At 65.2% G+C, this 18,440-nt stretch carries 19 protein-coding genes; 12 read left to right on the forward strand and 7 right to left on the reverse strand.

Annotated elements, in window-relative coordinates:
• Nucleotides 1–73 precede the first annotated feature (73 nt).
• Nucleotides 74–1,075: a GlxA family transcriptional regulator gene (locus tag DC366_RS01115; RefSeq protein ID WP_108690344.1), complete on the forward strand. Its 1,002-nt coding sequence runs from the start codon at nt 74–76 to the stop codon at nt 1,073–1,075.
• 4 nt (nt 1,076–1,079) lie between these two features.
• On the opposite strand, the gene DC366_RS01120 is transcribed toward DC366_RS01115, so the two are convergent.
• From DC366_RS01120 to DC366_RS01135, 4 genes are read right to left on the reverse strand one after another with little or no spacing between them, the layout of a single operon-like run.
• Nucleotides 1,080–2,171, reverse strand: a complete 1,092-nt coding sequence (locus DC366_RS01120; protein ID WP_108690345.1) for a PQQ-dependent sugar dehydrogenase — start codon at nt 2,169–2,171, stop codon at nt 1,080–1,082.
• Between the two features lie 53 nt (nt 2,172–2,224).
• On the reverse strand, nt 2,225–4,177 hold the full coding sequence (gene dxs, locus DC366_RS01125; protein WP_108690346.1) for a 1-deoxy-D-xylulose-5-phosphate synthase: 1,953 nt from the start codon (nt 4,175–4,177) through the stop codon (nt 2,225–2,227).
• Between the two features lie 27 nt (nt 4,178–4,204).
• Nucleotides 4,205–5,065: a polyprenyl synthetase family protein gene (locus DC366_RS01130; protein ID WP_439331642.1), complete on the reverse strand. Its 861-nt coding sequence runs from the start codon at nt 5,063–5,065 to the stop codon at nt 4,205–4,207.
• A 6-nt stretch (nt 5,066–5,071) separates the two neighbouring features.
• Nucleotides 5,072–5,314: an exodeoxyribonuclease VII small subunit gene (locus DC366_RS01135; RefSeq protein ID WP_108690347.1), complete on the reverse strand. Its 243-nt coding sequence runs from the start codon at nt 5,312–5,314 to the stop codon at nt 5,072–5,074.
• Nucleotides 5,315–5,449: 135 nt separating this feature from the next.
• Between DC366_RS01135 and DC366_RS01140 the strand changes: the two genes are divergently transcribed.
• Together DC366_RS01140 and DC366_RS01145 are read left to right on the forward strand one after the other, a co-directional pair.
• Complete coding sequence (locus DC366_RS01140) at nt 5,450–6,430, forward strand: phosphotransferase (RefSeq protein WP_108690348.1); 981 nt, start codon at nt 5,450–5,452, stop codon at nt 6,428–6,430.
• Nucleotides 6,431–6,581: 151 nt separating this feature from the next.
• Nucleotides 6,582–6,782, forward strand: coding sequence for a hypothetical protein (locus tag DC366_RS01145; protein WP_108690349.1), 201 nt, complete (start codon nt 6,582–6,584; stop codon nt 6,780–6,782).
• A 246-nt stretch (nt 6,783–7,028) separates the two neighbouring features.
• Here the strand turns inward: DC366_RS01145 and lon are convergent, their stop codons facing one another.
• Both lon and tgt read right to left on the reverse strand, forming a co-directional pair.
• Complete coding sequence (gene lon, locus DC366_RS01150; RefSeq protein WP_108690350.1) at nt 7,029–9,440, reverse strand: endopeptidase La; 2,412 nt, start codon at nt 9,438–9,440, stop codon at nt 7,029–7,031.
• Nucleotides 9,441–9,718: 278 nt separating this feature from the next.
• Entirely contained in the window at nt 9,719–10,849 is a 1,131-nt protein-coding gene (gene tgt / locus DC366_RS01155; protein WP_108690794.1) for a tRNA guanosine(34) transglycosylase Tgt, read from the reverse strand.
• A 103-nt stretch (nt 10,850–10,952) separates the two neighbouring features.
• Here tgt and DC366_RS01160 point away from each other — a divergent pair, with 103 nt between their 5' ends.
• The 8 genes from DC366_RS01160 to tpiA all read left to right on the forward strand — a co-directional run bounded on the left by DC366_RS01160 (nt 10,953) and on the right by tpiA (nt 16,849).
• Nucleotides 10,953–11,843 carry an SPFH domain-containing protein gene (locus DC366_RS01160; protein ID WP_108690795.1) on the forward strand — a complete coding sequence of 297 codons (891 nt, stop codon included), beginning with the start codon at nt 10,953–10,955 and terminating at the stop codon, nt 11,841–11,843.
• Nucleotides 11,840–12,136 carry an NfeD family protein gene (locus DC366_RS01165; RefSeq protein WP_108690351.1) on the forward strand — a complete coding sequence of 99 codons (297 nt, stop codon included), beginning with the start codon at nt 11,840–11,842 and terminating at the stop codon, nt 12,134–12,136. The genes DC366_RS01160 and DC366_RS01165 overlap by 4 nt, the downstream gene beginning before the upstream one ends.
• A 126-nt stretch (nt 12,137–12,262) precedes the next feature.
• Nucleotides 12,263–13,663 carry a 30S ribosomal protein S6--L-glutamate ligase gene (gene rimK / locus DC366_RS01170; RefSeq protein WP_108690352.1) on the forward strand — a complete coding sequence of 467 codons (1,401 nt, stop codon included), beginning with the start codon at nt 12,263–12,265 and terminating at the stop codon, nt 13,661–13,663.
• 95 nt (nt 13,664–13,758) lie between these two features.
• Entirely contained in the window at nt 13,759–14,121 is a 363-nt protein-coding gene (locus tag DC366_RS01175) for an SUF system Fe-S cluster assembly protein (RefSeq protein WP_108690353.1), read from the forward strand.
• Between the two features lie 50 nt (nt 14,122–14,171).
• Entirely contained in the window at nt 14,172–14,828 is a 657-nt protein-coding gene (locus DC366_RS01180; protein ID WP_108690354.1) for a hypothetical protein, read from the forward strand.
• Nucleotides 14,829–14,889: 61 nt separating this feature from the next.
• On the forward strand, nt 14,890–15,609 hold the full coding sequence (locus DC366_RS01185; RefSeq protein ID WP_108690355.1) for a DUF3307 domain-containing protein: 720 nt from the start codon (nt 14,890–14,892) through the stop codon (nt 15,607–15,609).
• A gap of 30 nt (nt 15,610–15,639) precedes the next feature.
• A complete protein-coding gene (locus tag DC366_RS01190; protein ID WP_108690356.1) occupies nt 15,640–15,990 on the forward strand; it encodes a HesB/IscA family protein in 351 nt (116 codons plus the stop codon).
• 97 nt (nt 15,991–16,087) lie between these two features.
• Nucleotides 16,088–16,849 (forward strand): triose-phosphate isomerase, encoded by a 762-nt coding sequence (gene tpiA, locus DC366_RS01195; RefSeq protein ID WP_108690357.1) that lies wholly within the window; start codon nt 16,088–16,090, stop codon nt 16,847–16,849.
• On the opposite strand, the gene DC366_RS01200 is transcribed toward tpiA, so the two are convergent.
• Nucleotides 16,844–17,305, reverse strand: a complete 462-nt coding sequence (locus DC366_RS01200; RefSeq protein WP_108690358.1) for an Lrp/AsnC family transcriptional regulator — start codon at nt 17,303–17,305, stop codon at nt 16,844–16,846. The two genes, tpiA and DC366_RS01200, sit on opposite strands and share 6 nt — an antisense overlap.
• A gap of 142 nt (nt 17,306–17,447) precedes the next feature.
• Between DC366_RS01200 and DC366_RS01205 the strand changes: the two genes are divergently transcribed.
• The gene (locus tag DC366_RS01205; protein ID WP_108690359.1) at nt 17,448–18,428 is read left to right on the forward strand and encodes a precorrin-2 dehydrogenase/sirohydrochlorin ferrochelatase family protein; all 981 of its coding nucleotides are present in this window, start codon (nt 17,448–17,450) and stop codon (nt 18,426–18,428) included.
• The last annotated feature ends 12 nt before the right edge of the window (nt 18,429–18,440 follow it).

Consider the following 18,440-nt stretch of genomic DNA (forward strand, 5'->3'; position numbering starts at 1 on the left):
CCAATCCCTTGTCAAAGCCTTCTTTTTCGTGTCTCACGGATGATGACGGAGCGGCAGCAGAGGATCCGTGACCATGCCAAGCGATGCTCGCAGACCCCAGACCGGCACGCAAACCGCCCCTCGCCGTTTCGTGTTCGTGCTGTTGGAAAACTTCACCTTGCTGAGCTTCGCGGCGGCAATCGAGTGTCTGCGCATCGCCAACCGCATGGCCGAGCGGCAGCTTTACGACTGGACCATCGTCGGCGACAGCGAGGATGTCATCATGTGCTCGGCCGGGTCGCGCTTTCAGTTGGACGGCCCCCTGGGCGAGCTGACCCGCGACGATACCGTTCTGGTCTGCGGCGGCATCGACATTCAGCAGGCGGCGACCAAGCGGGTGATGAACTGGCTGCGCCGCGAGGCCCGACGCGGGCTGAAGATGGGCGGGCTGTGCACCGCCTCCTATGTTCTGGCGCGTTCGGGGCTTCTGGACGGCAAGCGCGCGACGATCCACTGGGAAAACCACGACAGCTTTGCCGAGGAGTTTCCCGAAGTCGATCTGACGAAATCGGTCTTTACCATCGACGGCAACCGCATGACGACGGCGGGGGGCACCTCGTCGATTGACCTGATGCTCAGCATCATCGCGCAGGACCATGATGAAAAGCTGGCCAATGCCGTGGCCGACCAGTTGATCTATTCGTCGATCCGCACCGATCAGGACACGCAGCGCCTGTCCGTTCCCACCCGCATCGGCGTGCGCCATCCCAAGCTGAGCCAGGTCATCCAGATGATGGAATCCAATATCGAAGAGCCGATCAGCCCGGCGGTCCTTGCGCGGGATGCCGGCATGTCCACCCGGCAGCTGGAGCGGCTGTTCCGCCGCTATCTCAGCCGCTCGCCCAAGCGCTACTACATGGAACTGCGGCTGCAAAAGGCGCGCAACCTGTTGATGCAAACCGATATGTCGGTGATCAACGTCGCGCTTGCCTGCGGGTTCTCGTCGCCGTCGCATTTCTCCAAATGCTACCGCGCGCATTACAGCACGACACCCTACCGCGAACGCGGCTCGCATACCTCGCGCCTGTCGGTCTGAGCCATCAGGGCGCCATGCGGTAAAGCGCGCCCTGCCCCTCGCTGAGAAACCAGATCGCGCCGTCCGGGCCTTCGCGGATGTCACGCAGCCGCGCGGTTTCGGCGCCCTGAAGGCGCTGGACCTCGCGCAGCGGATCGCCCGACAGGCGCGAGATGAAGCCGAATTTCAGCGACCCGGTAAAGAAATCGCCCTCCCATTCGGGCCATAGCGCGCCGGAATAGATCATCAGCCCCGAGGGCGCGATGCTGGGATCCCAATAGAACTCGGGCTGCTGCATCCCCGGCTTTTGCGTGCCCTCGCCGATCCGCGCGCCGGAATAATGCCGCCCGTAGGATATGACAGGCCAGCCGTAATTGGCGCCCTTGGCGATGCGGTTCACCTCGTCGCCGCCCTTTGCACCGTGTTCGGTGACCCAAAGCGCGCCCTCGGTGTCGAGCGCGGCGCCTTGCGGATTTCGGTGCCCGAAGGACCATATCGCCGCTTTCGCGCCGGGCTGCCCTGCAAACGGATTGCCGGGCGCGGGATCTCCCGCGCGGGTCAGGCGCAGCACGCTGCCATTCTCGCGCGCCAGATCCTGCGCCGAGGGGCGATCGCCCCGCTCGCCGACAGTCATGTAAAGCAGGCCATCCGCCCCCTCGACAAGCCGCGAGCCGAAATGCTGCCCCCCGCGGCTGCCCGGCGTGATCTGGTAGAGCACGCGCCAATCGCCGAGCGCGTCCGCGCCCTCGGGCAGGATCGCCGTGGCCAGCGCGGTGCCCGCGCCGCCGGGCTGCTCCAGCGCCTGCGTGAAATAAAGCTGCCGCGTGCGGGCAAAATCGCGTGGCACCAGAATGTCCAGAAGACCGCCCTGCCCGATCTGCGCAACAGGCCCGACGCCGCCCAGCTCGGATGTCTGCCCATCCTTCAGACGCCACAATCGGCCGCGTTTTTCGGTGATCAAGACGTCGCCACCCGGCAGAAACCCAAACGCCCAGGGGCCGGTCAGGCCGGACGCCATCTGCGTGACAGACGCCGGGGCGTCCGGCCCCTCCAGCGTCTGGGCGCTAGCCGGAAGCGCCAGCCACAGCGAGGCGAGAAGGAGGCGAAGCAGGATCATCCCGCGATCATACCCCAAACGCCGGGCGAAATACAGCAGAGCGCACGGCGCGGTCAGGCCCGCTTGCCCACCATCCGGGCGATGCCCAGCACCTCCAGCACCTTCGCCTCGATCTGCTGCGCGCCCATGCCGGCGACCGCGTACATATCCGCAGGGCTGGCCTGATCGATGAAGATATCGGGCAGCACCATGGAGCGGAATTTCAACCCGTGGTCAAACACGCCCTCATCGGCCAGCAGCTGTGCCACATGGCTGCCGAACCCGCCGACGGCGCCCTCCTCGATGGTAATCAGCGCCTCGTGATCCTCGGCCAGCTTCAGGATCATCTCGCGGTCCAGCGGTTTGGCAAAGCGGGCGTCGGCGATGGTGGGCGTGATGCCGCGCGCCGCCAGCGCCTCGGCGGCGCGGCGCACTTCGCCCAGACGCGTGCCGAAGCTGAGGATCGCCGCGCGGCTGCCCTCGGCGATCATGCGGCCCTTGCCGATCGGCAGGATCTCGCCGCGCTCGGGCATCGTCACGCCTTCGCCGTCGCCGCGCGGATAGCGGAACGCGATCGGGCCATCGTCATGCGCGGCGGCGGTGGCCACCATATGCACCAGCTCGGCCTCGTCGGCGGCGGCCATGACGACAAATCCCGGCAGATTGGCCAGAAACGCGATGTCATAGCTGCCTGCATGGGTCGCGCCATCGGCGCCGACCAGCCCGGCCCGGTCGATGGCGAAGCGCACCGGCAGCCGCTGGATCGCGACGTCATGCACGACCTGATCGTAGCCGCGCTGCAGGAATGTCGAATAGAGCGCGCAGAACGGGCGCAGGCCCCCGGCCGCCATGCCCGCGGCAAAGGTGACGGCGTGCTGCTCGGCAATGCCCACGTCAAAGCAGCGCGAGGGATACCGCTCGGCCATGAGGCCAAGGCCGGTGCCGTCCGGCATCGCCGCCGTGACCGCGACGATGCGGTCATCCCTTGCCGCAAGATCCACCAGCGCCCGCCCGAAAACCGAGGTATAGCTGGGCGCGTTGCTGGGCGGCTTGCTCTGCTTGCCGGTGACGATATCGAATTTGGCCGTCGCGTGCCCGCCGTCATCGGCGCCCTCGGCGGGGGCATAGCCCTTGCCCTTCTTGGTCAGCACATGGATCAGCATCGGACCGGTCGCGCGCTGATGCACGGTGCGCAGGATCGGCAAAAGCTGCTCCATGTCGTGCCCGTCGATCGGGCCCAGATAGGAAAACCCAAGCTCTTCGAACAGCGTGCCGCCGACGGCCAGCCCCTTGAGCATGTCCCGCGCACGGCGCGCGCCTGCCTGCAGCGGCGGCGGCAACAGCGATATGGCCCCCTTGGCGGCGGCTTTCAGTTCCTGAAAGGGCTGCTCGGCGTATAGCCGCGACAGGTAGGACGACAGCGCGCCGACCGGGGGCGCGATGGACATCTCGTTATCGTTCAGGATCACGAACATCCGCTTGCCAAGCGCGCCGGCGTTGTTCATCGCCTCGAAGGCCATGCCGGCACTCATCGCGCCGTCGCCGATGATCGCCACCGCATCGCCATGGCCGGTATCGCAGGCGCCCCCCAGATCGCGCGCCACGGCAAAGCCGAGCGCGGCGCTGATCGAAGTGCTGGAATGGGCGGCGCCGAACGGATCGTAGGGCGATTCCGAGCGCTTGGTGAATCCGCTGATCCCGTCCTTCTGGCGCAGGGTTTTCATGCGGTCCCGGCGCCCGGTCAGGATCTTGTGGGGATAGCTTTGATGGCTGACATCCCAGATGATCTTGTCGCGGGGCGCATCGAAGATCGCATGCAGCGCCACGGTCAACTCCACCACGCCAAGCCCCGCGCCCAGATGCCCGCCGGTCTGCGACACCGTGCGCACGGTTTCCAGCCGCAACTCATCGGCCAGCTGCGACAGCTCGCGGTCGCTGAGCCGCTTCATGTCGGCGGGGCTGGCGATACGGTCCAGAAGCGGCGTGTTCGGCGCCGATGGGGTTTCTGGCGTGGGCTCGGTGGTCATGGCACTGCCCCTCCTCGGGGCGTCAGGTCAGCTGTGACGCGAGATAGCGAAGCGCGCGGTCTGCTGCAAGGTCGCTGCGGCCGCGCCGTAAACAGATAGCGCGTCGCACGCGGCGTCAACCAGTTCGGCCGCGCGGGCGCGCGCGCCCTCCAGCCCCAGAAGCGACACGAAGGTCGCCTTGCCGGCCGCCGCATCCTTGCCCACGGCCTTGCCGGCGGCGGCGGCGTCTCCGGTCACGTCGATCACGTCGTCATGGATCTGGAACGCCTGCCCCATCGCCGCCGCATAGCGGATCAGCGGCGCGGGATCGGCGCCTGCCATACGCGCCCCGGCCGCCGCGCTCCATTCGAAAAGCGCGCCGGTCTTGCCGGCCTGCAGCGCGGTGATCTGCTCCAGCGACAGGGGCGCGCGCGCCCGCTCGGCGGCCATGTCCAGCGCCTGCCCCATCACCATCCCCTGCCCGCCCGCGGCGCGCGCAAGGCTCAGCGCCAGCTCGGCGCGGATGGCGGCGCTGCCGGTGCTGGCATGCGTGACCAGCTCGAAGGCCAGCGCCTGCAACGCGTCACCGGTCAGAACCGCGGTCATTTCGTCCCATTTGACATGCACCGTCGGCTGGCCGCGCCGCTCGGCGTCGTCATCCATGCAAGGCAGATCATCGTGAACAAGGCTGTAGGCATGCATCGCCTCGATCCCGCAGGCAGGCCAGATCGCGGCGCCTGCCTCTACCCCGTGCAGGCGCGCGCCCTCCAGCACCAGAAAGGCGCGCAGCCGCTTGCCGCCCTGCAGCGCGTGGCGCATCGCATCGCCCACATCACCGCCAAAGGGCGCAAGCACCTGCGACAGATGCGCCGCGACGATGCGCGCCGCCTCATCCAGCCGGGTCTGCACGGCGCGCTACAGACCTTCGACGGGCGTGGTGCCGACAGGCTGGCCCTGGCCGTCCAGCGTTATGGCGGCGACCTTTTCCTCGGCCTCTTTCAACTTGGCTTCGCAGCGTTTTTTCAGCGCCGCGCCCCGCTCGTAAAGCGTGATGGATTCGTCCAGCGCGACATCGCCGCGCTCCAGCCTGCCGACGACCTGCTCCAGCTCCTTCATGGCCTCTTCGAACGTCATCTCGGCTACGTTTGTCTCGCTCATATGCGGCTGGTCCTTTGTCAGTGAGGCGGCCCGTCAGGCATTCGGCGCGCAGCATAACCGCGCGCCCACAGGTGTTCAATCGCCGCGAGCGGCATTTCGGTTGACCGCCTCGCAGCGCTGCGATTGACTGCGCCGATGACGCCCCGGCTGCCCCCCATTCCCGACCTTGACGCGATGATGCAGATCACCGCACGGCTGGACGCCGCGCGCCGCCGCGTGCCCGAACTGGCCGGGGCCGAACCGGGCGACCTGATCCGGCATGTGCCGGGCAAAAGGGCGATTTTTCACGGCACGCTGGACGGACGGCGGGTGGTCTTCCGGATGCACCTGACGGCGGAGCATGACGCCGCGCGCCGCGAATGGGATGAGTTGCAGCGCCTTTGGCCCCACATGGCGACGGGCGATCTGCGCACGCCCCAGCCGGTCGCGGCCAGCATCGCGGACGGCATCATCGTGCTGGAGCGCGTCACCGGCACCCCCCTGCTGGAGCTGCTCTACCAGACCGCGCCGCCTGCGCGCCGCGCGTGGCTGCGCCCGGCGGCGACGTGGCTGCGCCGCAGCACGGCCATGTCCGAGGATTGGCGCGCGCCGCGCCCCGATGCATGGGTTGCGCGCGCCGAGGCTGCATCCACCTGCCAACCCTTCGCGCAGCTGCGCGCGCTGGAGGAGGACATTCTGGCCCAGATGCGGCGCCTTGCGCCCGCCGTCGCGGCCGCGCCGTGGCGGACCGCGATCTGCCACGGCGATTTTCATCCCAACAACCTGATCGCGGACGGCGCGCGCCTGACCGGCATCGATCTGGGCGGATCGCAGCGCCTGCCGGTGCTCAAGGACGCCGCCCGCTTTGCCATGTATATGGGCCGCAGGCGCCTGAACCTGTCGGGCGCGACATGCCTCGGCGTCGACGCCGCCTGTCTTGGCGCGTTTTCGGCCGCGCTGGACCTCAGCGCGCAGGAGCGCGGCGCGACGCTGCCGTTCTTTCTGGCGGTCGAGGCGCTGATCCGCGTCGAGACGGTCCAGCTGCCGCCATCGCGCATCATCCGGGCGGAAAGGATGTACCGCGCGCTGCTTGCCGATCTGAAGCGCACACAGCCGGAGACGCCGTTATTCGGATGATGCGCCGCGCAGCCCATACCTGTCTTGACGCAGGGTCAATATGCTGGGATGCTTGGCATCGCCTCGGTACGCGGGCCTGAGCACTCTCCCCATCGGGGCTGTGCCGGAGCGTGGCGCCGAAGCGGCATGTCATATTTTGGGGAACCATCTCATGAAAAAATTCGCATTGGCGGCCACCGCCGCCATCACGCTGACCGCCGCACCGCTTCATGCGGGCAATGTTCAGGCGCCGGTCATGGAACCTGCGGTTATCGAAGCCGAGACAGCCAGCTCGTCGGCCAACCAGGCCGAGATGGTGGCGGTGACATTGACCGCTCTGATCTTTGTGACGGCGCTCGTCACGGCCTACTGACGCGGCGCATCATGCGGTGCGACCGGGGATAAACGCGAGCCCATGCGGGCCGCGCAGGTGCCATCTGTGCGGTCATGGATGTGAAAAGGGGCGCCGATGACCGGCGCCCCTTTTCCGTATCTTCAATTTCGTCGCCCACTCCGTGATCCGGATGCAGAGGCCAGATAGGGATTTAGCCATCATCCCCCGGAGTCCGAGCAAGCCACGAAGGCGCGCAACGCTCGATCTCGCGTTGCGCGCATCCGCCTAGTGCGCTGTGGCCCCGGTGCCGTCCGGCCCGGCTTTCAGCGCTGCTTCGGCAGCGGCGGCTTCCTCGGCGGCTTCGTCCCACTCGACCGGCTCCGGCGCGCGGGTCAGGGCCAGGCTCAGCACCTCGCGCACATGGGTCACGGGAATGATCTTGAGCCCTTCCTTGACGTTGTCTGGTATCTCGACCAGATCCTTCTCATTCTCGGCCGGGATGAGCACAGTCTTGATCCCGCCGCGCAGCGCCGCCAGCAGCTTTTCCTTCAGGCCACCGATGGGCAGCGCATTACCGCGCAGTGTCACCTCGCCGGTCATGGCGATGTCCTTGCGCACCGGGATCCCTGTCAGCACCGACACGATGGACGTCACCATCGCAAGGCCGGCACTCGGCCCGTCCTTGGGCGTCGCGCCTTCGGGGACGTGGACGTGGATATCCCACTTCTCCAGCCGCGGAGGCTTGATCCCGATGGCAGGCGCGACCGAGCGGACATAGGAGTTGGCCGCATCGATGCTTTCCTTCATCACGTCACCCAGCTTGCCGGTGGTCTTCATCCGGCCCTTGCCCGGCAGGCGAAGCGCCTCGATATTCAGAAGCTCGCCGCCCACGGACGTATAGGCCAGCCCTGTGACGACACCAACCTGATCGGCATCCTCCGCCAGACCGAACTTGTGCTTTCGCACACCCAGGAAATCACCCAGATTGTCGGGCGTCACGGTGATCTGCGTCGCCTCCTTCTTGATGATCTTCGTCACCGCCTTGCGCGCGACCTTGGCGATCTCGCGCTCGAGGTTCCGCACACCGGCCTCCCGCGTGTAGTAGCGGATGATGTCGGTCAGCGCGGCATCCGTCAGCTCGAACTCGTCCTTCTTCAGACCGTGGTTCTTGATCTGCTTGGACAGCAAGTGCTGCTTTGCGATCTCGCGCTTTTCGTCCTCGGTATAGCCGGCCAGCGGAATGATCTCCATCCGGTCCAGAAGCGGGCCCGGCATGTTGTAGCTGTTCGACGTGGTCAGGAACATCACGTTCGAGAGGTCATATTCGACCTCCAGATAGTGATCGACAAACGTGCTGTTCTGCTCAGGGTCCAGAACCTCCAGCATCGCCGAAGCAGGATCGCCGCGGAAATCCTGGCCCATCTTGTCGATCTCGTCGAGCAGGATCAGCGGGTTCGTCGTCTTGGCCTTCTTCAGCGCCTGGATGATCTTGCCGGGCATCGAGCCGATATAGGTCCGGCGGTGGCCGCGGATCTCGGATTCGTCGCGCACACCGCCAAGCGAGATGCGGATGAACTCGCGCCCCGTCGCACGCGCGACAGACTTACCCAGCGACGTCTTGCCCACACCCGGAGGGCCGACGAGGCACATGATCGGCCCCTTCAGCTTCTTCGAGCGTTGCTGAACCGCCAGATATTCGACGATCCGCTCCTTGACCTTCTCCAGCCCGTAATGGTCGTCGTCCAATATCTGCTCGGCGCGCGCCAGATCTTTTTTCACGCGGGATTTGACGCCCCACGGGATCGACAGCATCCAGTCCAGATAGTTCCGCACGACGGTCGCCTCGGCGCTCATCGGGCTCATGTTCTTCAGCTTCTTCAGCTCGGCCTCGGCCTTCTCCTTGGCCTCATTGCTCAGCTTGGTGGCGGCGATGCGCGCCTCCAGCTCGGCGACTTCGCCCTCGCCGTCCTCGCCATCGCCCAATTCCTTCTGAATGGCCTTCATCTGCTCATTCAGGTAATATTCGCGCTGGGTGCGCTCCATCTGGCTCTTGACGCGGGTCTTGATCTTTTTCTCGACCTGCAGAACGCTCATCTCGCCCTGCATCAGGCCATAGACCTTCTCCAGCCGCTCGCTGACCGAAAGCGTCTCGAGCAATTCCTGCTTTTGCTCAACGTCGATGCCCAGATGCCCGGCCACGAGATCGGCAAGGCGCGCGGGCTCTTCGCTGTCGGAAACGGCCGTCAGCGCCTCTTCGGGGATGTTCTTCTTGACCTTGGCATAACGCTCGAACTCGGCGCCGACGCTGCGCAAAAGCGCCTCGATCGTGGTCGCGTCGCCCGGCATTTCGGTCAGGTATTCGGCGCGCGCCTCGAAAAACGCCTCGTTATCAAGGTATTCGGCGATGCGCACCCGCGCCACGCCTTCGACCAGCACCTTGACGGTGCCATCGGGCAGCTTCAGCAGTTGCAGCACGTTGGCCAGAACACCGGCCTTGTAGATGCCTTCGGCGTCAGGGTCATCAACGCTGGGGTCGATCTGGCTGGACAGCAGGATCTGCTTGTCGTCGGCCATCACCTCCTCCAGCGCGCGCACGGATTTTTCCCGGCCCACGAAAAGCGGGACTATCATGTGCGGGAACACCACGATATCGCGCAGCGGCAGCACCGGATAGGAAGAATTCAGGGGCTCTTGCATGCTCTTTCCTTATGCAGCGGTCCGGGATTGGTCCCGGCCCTTTATTGGCAAGAGGGTCCGGCCCCGCCCGGCGGCGACCATGCCCTCTCCGTTTTCACAGGTTAATTTGGGGCAGGCAGGCACCGCTTTCAACCTCGCGCCGCTTAGAATGACGCCGCGGCAGCGCCGGTGCAAGGACGATCCCTGCGCAATTCATCTAAAAATGCGCGCTCCCCGCCGCCCGATTGTGACGCCTTGGCTTCGTCTTGGCAAAAATACTCATTCTTTCTGCCGATGCATCACAGCGGCTCGATATCGCCCTCTGCCCTCTGCGCATGGAACTGCGCCTGCCACGCCCCGAAGTCGCCCCGCGCGATGGCGGCGCGCATTTCGGCCATAAGCTGCTGATAATAATGCAGGTTGTGCCATGTCAGCAGCATGCCAGATATCATCTCCTGCGCGCGGAACACGTGATGCAGATAGGCGCGCGAATAACTCCGGCAGGCGGGGCATGTGCAGTCCTCGTCCAAAGGACGCGGGTCATCGGCGTGGCGTGCGTTCTTGATGTTGACCTGCCCGCGCCGCGTCCACGCCTGCCCGGTGCGGCCCGAGCGGCTGGGCAGCACGCAGTCCATCATGTCCACGCCGCGCGCGACCGCGCCGACGATGTCGTCGGGCTTGCCCACGCCCATCAGGTAGCGCGGCTTGCCTTCGGGCAGCATGTCGGGCGCATAGTCCAGAACGCCGAACATCGCCTCCTGCCCCTCGCCCACGGCCAGCCCGCCGATGGCGTAGCCGTCAAATCCGATTTCGACCAGTTTATCGGCACTTGCGCCGCGAAGCTCACGCGTGACGCCGCCTTGCTGGATGCCGAACAGCGCGTGGCCGGGCCGCTCGCCGAACGCCTCTTTCGAGCGGCGCGCCCAGCGCATCGACAGTTCCATGCTCTCGGCCACAGCCTTGTCCGTCGCGGGCAACGCCGGGCATTCGTCAAAGCACATCACGATATCGCTGCCCAGAAGCGCCTGGATCTCGATCGATCGCTCGGGCGTCAGCATGTGTCTGGAGCCGTCGATATGACTGCGAAAGGCCACGCCCTCCTCGGTCAGCTTGCGCAGATCGGCAAGGCTCATCACCTGAAAACCGCCCGAATCCGTCAGGATCGGACCCGGCCAGTTCATGAACTTGTGCAGCCCCCCCAGCGCCGCGATCCGCTCGGCCGTGGGGCGCAGCATCAGGTGATACGTGTTGCCCAGAAGGATGTCGGCGCCCGTCGCGGCCACGCTTTCGGGCAGCATCGCCTTGACGGTGGCGGCGGTGCCGACGGGCATGAAGGCCGGCGTGCGGATCTGCCCGCGCGGCGTGCTGATGGCGCCGGTGCGCGCGCGCCCGTCCGTCGCCGCCAGTTTGAATTCGAACCGCGCTGTCATCTTTGGCTTGCCCTCATGCATTTTTGCGGTTTCTTAAACCGCATCGTATTAAGTTGCAAAAGCCAACGCGCCGCGGGCCGGTGCCATTTCAGGAATGCCATTCATGTCCGAAGACGCCATCATGGATCTGCTGTCATCCAATCTGCTTTATCTGCTGCTTGCGCTGCTGATCATCCTGACCATCTTCAAGGCGGTGAAGATCGTCCCGCAATCCGAGCAGCACGTGGTCGAGCGGTTCGGTCGGCTCCACTCGGTTCTGGGCCCCGGCATCAACATGATCGTGCCGTTCCTGGACAGGATCGCGCACAAGATCTCGATACTTGAGCGGCAATTGCCCACCGCCAGCCAGGACGCGATCACGCGGGACAACGTGCTGGTGCAGGTCGACAGCTCGGTTTTCTACCGCATCGTCCAGCCCGAAAAGACGGTCTACCGGATCCGCGATATCGACGGCGCCATCGCCACCACCGTCGCCGGGATCGTCCGCGCCGAGATGGGCAAGATGGACCTCGACGAGGTGCAGTCGAACCGCGCGCAGCTGATCGCGACGATCAAGGATTCGGTCGAGGATGCGGTCGACAACTGGGGGATCGAAGTGACCCGCGCCGAGATCCTCGACGTCAATCTGGACCAGGCCACGCGCGATGCGATGCTTCAGCAGCTCAACGCCGAGCGCGCCCGCCGCGCCCACGTGACCGAGGCCGAGGGCCGCAAGCGCGCGGTCGAGTTGAACGCGGATGCCGAGCTCTATGCCGCCGAGCAATCGGCCAAGGCGCGGCGCATCTCCTCGGATGCCGAGGCTTATGCAACCTCCGTCGTGGCGCAGGCCATCGCCGATAACGGGCTGGCGGCCGCGCAATACCAGGTGGCGCTGAAGCAGGTGGAGGCGCTCAATGCGCTGGGCGCCAGCCCGTCGTCCTCGACCATCCTCGTGCCGGCCGCTGCGCTGGAGGCTTTCGGCAACGCGTTCTCGATGCTGAAGGGCAAGCCATGATCGAGGTGGTCGAAACCGTGCCGCTCTGGGCGCTGTGGTGGGCATGGCTGGTTGCCGCGTTGCTGTTTGCGATCATCGAGATCGTCTTGCCCGGCTTCCTGTTCCTCGGCTTCGCGCTCGGCGCGGCGGCTGTGGGGTTCTTGTTGATCTTCGCGCCGCTGGCTCTGGGGCTGCCCTTGCTTCTGGTGCTTTTCGCCGCCCTGTCGCTGGGCGCGTGGGCGGCGCTGCGCCGGATGTTTCGCCTGAGAAACGGCCAGGTCCGCCGCGTCAAGGGTGATGTGAACAAAGGCTGAGCGGCGCGGGACGGCGGGATTCAGGCGGACGCAAACGGCGCGCGCGCCCCTTTCCGCTTTACGTTTGGCGCAAACGCGCTACATCCCACCATTCCGCCATTGAAACTCTCCACGAAAGGTCCGCCAATGTCCCCGTCCGAGCCGCTCGATTCCCTGCAATTCGGATGGGAGGAATGGATCGGCCTGCCCAAGCTGGGCGTGCCGGCGATCAAGGCAAAGGTGGATACCGGCGCGCGCACCTCGGCGTTGCATGCCTTCGACATCGAAACCTTCGGGCCTGCGTCGCGCCCCAAGGTGCGCTTCACGCTGCACCCCATTCCGGGCCGCGACGATCTAGTCATCCCCTGCTCGGCGACGATCATCGACCGGCGCGACGTGACATCCTCAAACGGCGAGAGCGAATCGCGTTTCGTGATCGAAACCCTGATGTCGGTGAACGGCGACCGCTGGCCGATCGAGATCACGCTGACCAATCGGCACGGCATGGCCAGCCGGATGCTGCTGGGCCGGCAGGCGCTGAAGGATCACATCTCGATCGTCGCGACCGACCGCTTCCTGCAGCCCGAGCTGAGCTATGACGTCTACTCCACCTCCAAGATGCGCAGCGAGGCGCCCGACCGCGCCCTGCGCATCGCCGTTCTCAGCCGCGAGGACAATTACAGCACCCGCCGCCTGGTGGAGGAGGGCGAAAAACGCGGCCATACCGTCGAGGTCGTCAACACCACGCGCTGCTATATGGCGATCAACGCGATGGCGCCCGAAGTGCATTACGACGGCAAGCGCCTGCCGCGCTTTGACGCCGTGATCCCGCGCATCGGCGCGTCGATCACCCCCTACGGCGCGGCGATCCTGCGCCAGTTCGAGACGATCGGCACCTATTGCGTCAATGGCAGCGCCGGCATCGTCGCCAGCCGGGACAAGCTGCACGCGCATCAGATCATGGCGCGCGCCAAGATCGGCATGCCCAACACCGCCTTTGCCGCCAGCCCGCGCGACACCGGCAACATCATCGCGCTGGTCGGCACCGCGCCGCTGATCGTCAAGCTGCTGGAATCGACCCAAGGCAAGGGCGTGGTTCTGGCCGAGACGAAAAAGGCCGCCGAAAGCGTCATCGACGCCTTTCGCGGGCTCAAGGCCAATTTCCTCGTCCAGGATTTCGTCAAGGAAGCCGCGGGCGAGGATATCCGCTGCCTCGTGATCGGCGGCAAGGTGGTCGCCTCGATGAAGCGCACGGGCGCCGAGGGGGATTTCCGGTCGAACCTGCACCGGGGCGGCAGCGCGAAATCCGTGCGCATCACCAAGGAAGAGCGTGATACCGCCCTGCGCGCCGCGCGGGCCTTCAACCTGAACATGGCCGGTGTGGATCTATTGCGCGCCGAAAAAGGGCCGAAGGTGCTGGAGGTCAACTCCTCGCCCGGCTTCGAGGGGATCGAAGGATCCACCGGCAAGAATATCGTGGGCAAGCTTTACGACACGATCGAGGCCCGCGTGCGCCCTGCCCCGATCCGCAAGCGCAAGGCAAACTGACGCCGGGGGGTGCGAAATGGTCGCATGGTTGCGCGGCTTTACCTGCGCCCCCATATTCCCTATACATTCGCTCAGGCAAAGCCGCAGGATAGCATATGACCGAAAATCCCCAACCTTTCGAGGGCATCCCGCTTATCGCGCCATCGTCCACCGATCATCCCAAATACGAGGATATCGTCGAGGCGTGCCGCAGCGTGTTCGACCCGGAAATCCCGGTGAACATCTATGATCTGGGCCTGATCTATACCATAGATATCGATGATGAAAACGCGGTCAAGGTGACGATGACCCTGACCGCCCCCGGCTGTCCCGTCGCGGGCGAGATGCCCGGATGGGTTGCCGATGCGATCGAGCCGCTGGACGGGATCAAGCAGGTCGATGTCAGCCTGGTCTGGGAGCCGCCCTGGGGCATGGACATGATGTCCGATGAGGCGCGGCTGGAACTGGGCTTCATGTAAGGCAAGGCAAGAGGCTTGCTTTTTCGAATTGCAAGTGGTTAAGCTTGCGCATGCAATGGGCAGTCCTTTCCGGTGACATCGTCGACTCCTCTGCCATGACGGCCGAGGCGCTGGATGCCGTCATTCAGGATTTGCAGGACATCTCGCAGGAATGCACCCTTTGGGGCAACACCGGCGGTTCAGAAATCCTCACCGGATTTGCACGCCGGGGCGGCGATGGATGGCAGATCGCGGTCAACCGCCCTGCCCTCGCGCTTCGTCTCGCGCTCTATATCAAGGCGCGTTTGCGCCGCATGAGCCCCGACTATTCCACGCGCCTCGCGGCCGCGACGGGCGCGGGTGAGTTGCCGACATCGGCAAGCCCCGAAACGCCGGGCAACGCGCCATTCGCGGATCTCAACAGCGCCCATGGAGCTGCCTTCATGTCCTCTGGTCGTCTGCTCGAAACGCTTTCAGGAGATACGCTCATGGCCCATGCGGGCGGCGGCGCGCTGCACGGGGCCTTTCGCCTGGCCGATCATGTGTCCCAAGGCTGGACGCAATCGCAGGCCCGCTCGCTGTGCCACATGCTGCCGCCCGGCGCCGGACCGCGGCGCGTGGCCGCCGAAAGGATCGGGATTTCGCGGCAGGCCGTGGATCAGGCGCTGGGCAGCGCGGGCTATCCCGCGATCATGGATGCCATCGAGGCGATCGAGGAGGCCAGATGATGCGCCGCAAGCATAATGACTTGCATTTCGCAAATGCAAGCCCCGCACGGCGCCCGCGCCCATGATAGAGACATTCACCGCTCTTCTCTTTGCGCATGTGCTTGCCGATTTTGTGCTGCAAACGGCCTGGATCAACGCCCAGAAACGGCGCGCGCCTGTCATGTTGGTGCATGCCGCGCTGGTTCTGCTCTGTGCGCAACTGGCGACGGGACACTGGGACAGCCCTTGGCTGCTAGCATTGGCGGCGGCGCATGTGTTGATCGATATCGTCAAGATTCGGGGCGGGTTCCACCATATTCGCGGCTTTCTGGCCGATCAGGCCGCGCATCTGGTCACGATCGGCGCCGTGGCGGCGATTGCGCCCCGGCTGTGGCAGACCGGGCCATGGGCCGATCTGCCCGCGCTTTTGCCCCTCATGGCGATTGCCAGCGGCATCATCATCGCGCTGACCGCCGGGCAATACGCCGTTGCACTGCTGATGCGCCCGCATGGAACCCGTATTCGCAACAATGGCTTGCGCGATGGCGGCCGGCAAATCGGCATTTTGGAGCGCGGGCTGATCCTGACGCTGATCCTGCTGAACCAGCCTTTGGGCGTCGGCTTCCTGATCGCGGCGAAATCCATCCTGCGTTTCGGCACGGCGACACGCGATCAACGCACGGCGGAATATGTCATCATCGGCACGCTGGCCTCGTTCGGCTGGGCCATTCTGACCGCCGAGGCGACGCGCGCGCTCCTGATGCTGCTGCCCCCGCTTGAGATTGCGGGCTGGGCGCCCTAGATTGAACGTCAAAGGCAAAGGATTTCTTTCATGTTCGGCATCCCAGGCAAACAGGCCGTCACGATCACGGACCGTGCGGCGGCGCAAATCTCCAAGCTGATGGCCAAGGACGGCCACCAGGGCCTGCGCATCGGCGTCAAGAAAGGTGGCTGCGCGGGGATGGAATACACGATGGATTACGTCGATGAGGTCGATCCCCATGACGAGGTCGTGGAGGAAAACGGCGCCCGCGTGATGATCGCCCCGATGGCGCAGATGTTCCTTTTCGGAACGCAGATCGACTATGAGGTCAGCTTGCTTGAATCGGGTTTCCGCTTCAACAACCCCAACGTGACCGAAGCCTGCGGTTGCGGCGAATCCATCAAGTTCGCCGATACATGAAGGTCGCCCCGCAAGATTTTGATTTAGCCTGATAACCACAGACACTTGCATCACACGGCTCGGCCGGAAACTGTGCAGCAACCGGCCCGGAGATGACATGCGACGCAAACTTGCAGCTGGCAATTGGAAGATGAACGGCACTCGCGCCGATCTGGCTGAACTGGAGGCGCTGTGCACCGCGCATGATGGTGCGGATGTCGATCTGCTGATCTGCCCTCCCTTCACTTTGATCACGGCGGCGGCGCAGCTTTGCGACGGGCATGATATGCGTATCGGCGGGCAGGATTGCCATATGGCCGCATCGGGCGCGCATACGGGCGACATCTCGGCCGAGATGTTGAAGGATGCGGGTGCAAGCGCGGTCATCCTCGGCCATTCCGAGCGCCGCGCCGATCATGCGGAGACCAGCGACATCGTCCGCGCCAAGGCCCGCGCGGCGCATGACGCTGGGTTGCTGGCCATCATCTGCGTCGGTGAAAGCCTGAGCAAGCGCGAGGCGCAGAACACGCTCGACATCATCGGCGGGCAGTTGTCCTCCTCCATCCCCGACAGTGCCACGGGCGAGAACACGGTCGTCGCCTACGAGCCGTGCTGGGCCATCGGCACGGGCCTGACGCCCACGCCTGACCAGATCGGCGATGTGCATGACTTCATCCGCACCCGCCTGGAAAAGCGCTTTGGCGCCGGGATCGGACGATCCGTCCGGCTGCTCTACGGCGGCTCGGTCAAGGCGGGCAATGCGGCCGAGATTTTCGCCGTGTCCAATGTAGACGGGGCGCTGGTGGGCGGCGCCAGCCTGAAGGCGGATGATTTTTCGCCCATCATCAAGGCACTGGAGGCCGAAGCTCACGCGTCATAGCGGCAGGACCGTGGTGGATTTAATCTCTTCCATCGACAGCAGCGCCGTGACGTTGTGCACCTTCACCTCGCTGATCAACGCCTGGTAAAACGTGTCATAGGCGCGGGCATTTTCGACGCGCACTTTCAGAATATAATCGATATCGCCGGCAAGGCGATGCGCCTCCTGCACCTCCGGTCGCCCCTGCAGCGCGCGCAGGAACGCCTTTTGCCAGGCCGCGTCATGCTCGGACGTGCGGATCAGCACGAAAAAGCACGCCTCGAAGCCCAGCTTTTCCGCATCCAGCAGATAGGTCTGATGACGGATGACGCCCGCCTCGCGCATCTTGCGAATCCGGTTCCAGACCGGGGTTTTCGAGCTGCCCACGGACTTGGCGATATCGTCCAGCGACTGGCCGCCATCGGCCTGCAATTCCCCGAGGATCTTCCGATCCAGCTCATCCAGACGAACAGCCATTCCTGTTTCCCTCATTCCGTGGAATTTTGCCGTACAGTCGCGCGCAGATTGGAACAGATGTCCTTATTCGCGCGGCCCCATGGCATTTGTGTGGGAATATTTTCTATAAATGGGGTCAAGTCAAACGGAATGGACAGGTCGCGTGAAACACTTCCCCATCTTTGTCGCCCTTGAGGGCCGGCGTGTGGTGCTGTCCGGCGGCGGCGACGCCGCGCTGGCCAAGCTGCGGCTGCTGATGAAGACGCAGGCGCATCTGACCGTCTTTGCGCCCCGCCCGGCTCCGGAAATCGTGGCCTGGTCTGCCGAGGGGCGCCTGGCGCTTCGGCGGCGGGCGATGGCGCCCGGGGATGCGCTGTGCGCTGTGCTGTTTTATGCGGCCGATGAGGATCCGGCCGAGGATGCGCGCACGGTCGCACTGGCGCGCGCCGACGGCGCGATGACGAATATCGTTGATAATCTGGCAGATAGCCAGTTCATCACCCCCGCCATTGTGGACCGCGATCCGGTCACCGTCGCGATCGGCACCGAGGGCGCCGCGCCGGTTCTGGCGCGCAAGATCAAGGCCGATATCGAAGCGATGCTACCCGCATCGCTGGGCGCGCTGGCCCGCGCCGCGCGCGCCTTCCGCGCCAGGGCCGAAGCGCTGCCGATGGGGCGTGCGCGGCGCGCGTTCTGGAGCGGGTTCTTCCTGCGCAGCGGTCCCGCCGCGCTGGAGCAGGACGCATCGGCCGATCTGGATGCGCTGCTGAGCCGGGATCTGTCCAAACATCTTGCCGCGCGGCCGGGCGCGGGTCACGTCACCTTCGCCGTACTGACCAGCGACGAGGCGGCGCTTTTGCCGCGCAGGACGCGCCGCGTGCTGCACGAGGCCGATCTGGTGCTGCATGATGCGGCGGTGCCGGCGCAGATCCTCGATCTTGCCCGCCGCGAGGCGCGCTTTGGCCCGCTGCCCGGCGCGGCGGCGCCGCTGATTTCGGCGGCGGCGAAGGGCCTGCATGTGATCTGTCTGATGCAGGCCGCGCCCGATGCGCAGATGCTGGCCGCCTGTCGCCAGGCCGGACTGCCCCTACAGCTCATTCCGGGCGCCCCCGCCCATGCCCATGCCAATCTTGTTCCCGCCTGAGGAGACAGCCTG

It is taken from the genome of Pelagivirga sediminicola, assembly GCF_003072125.1.
Taxonomy (GTDB): domain Bacteria; phylum Pseudomonadota; class Alphaproteobacteria; order Rhodobacterales; family Rhodobacteraceae; genus Roseovarius; species Roseovarius sediminicola.

Coding starts and splice junctions, on each gene's coding strand:
- DC366_RS01140 (WP_108690348.1), top strand. CDS start 5,450: ATGACGCCCCGGCTGCCCCCCATTCCCGACCTTGACGCGATGATGCAG.
- DC366_RS01185 (WP_108690355.1), top strand. CDS start 14,890: ATGATAGAGACATTCACCGCTCTTCTCTTTGCGCATGTGCTTGCCGAT.
- DC366_RS01160 (WP_108690795.1), top strand. CDS start 10,953: ATGTCCGAAGACGCCATCATGGATCTGCTGTCATCCAATCTGCTTTAT.
- DC366_RS01175 (WP_108690353.1), top strand. CDS start 13,759: ATGACCGAAAATCCCCAACCTTTCGAGGGCATCCCGCTTATCGCGCCA.
- DC366_RS01180 (WP_108690354.1), top strand. CDS start 14,172: ATGCAATGGGCAGTCCTTTCCGGTGACATCGTCGACTCCTCTGCCATG.
- DC366_RS01135 (WP_108690347.1), bottom strand. CDS start 5,314: ATGAGCGAGACAAACGTAGCCGAGATGACGTTCGAAGAGGCCATGAAG.
- DC366_RS01145 (WP_108690349.1), top strand. CDS start 6,582: ATGAAAAAATTCGCATTGGCGGCCACCGCCGCCATCACGCTGACCGCC.
- rimK (WP_108690352.1), top strand. CDS start 12,263: ATGTCCCCGTCCGAGCCGCTCGATTCCCTGCAATTCGGATGGGAGGAA.
- DC366_RS01165 (WP_108690351.1), top strand. CDS start 11,840: ATGATCGAGGTGGTCGAAACCGTGCCGCTCTGGGCGCTGTGGTGGGCA.
- lon (WP_108690350.1), bottom strand. CDS start 9,440: ATGCAAGAGCCCCTGAATTCTTCCTATCCGGTGCTGCCGCTGCGCGAT.
- DC366_RS01115 (WP_108690344.1), top strand. CDS start 74: ATGCCAAGCGATGCTCGCAGACCCCAGACCGGCACGCAAACCGCCCCT.
- DC366_RS01200 (WP_108690358.1), bottom strand. CDS start 17,305: ATGGCTGTTCGTCTGGATGAGCTGGATCGGAAGATCCTCGGGGAATTG.
- tpiA (WP_108690357.1), top strand. CDS start 16,088: ATGCGACGCAAACTTGCAGCTGGCAATTGGAAGATGAACGGCACTCGC.
- dxs (WP_108690346.1), bottom strand. CDS start 4,177: ATGACCACCGAGCCCACGCCAGAAACCCCATCGGCGCCGAACACGCCG.
- DC366_RS01190 (WP_108690356.1), top strand. CDS start 15,640: ATGTTCGGCATCCCAGGCAAACAGGCCGTCACGATCACGGACCGTGCG.
- tgt (WP_108690794.1), bottom strand. CDS start 10,849: ATGACAGCGCGGTTCGAATTCAAACTGGCGGCGACGGACGGGCGCGCG.
- DC366_RS01120 (WP_108690345.1), bottom strand. CDS start 2,171: ATGATCCTGCTTCGCCTCCTTCTCGCCTCGCTGTGGCTGGCGCTTCCG.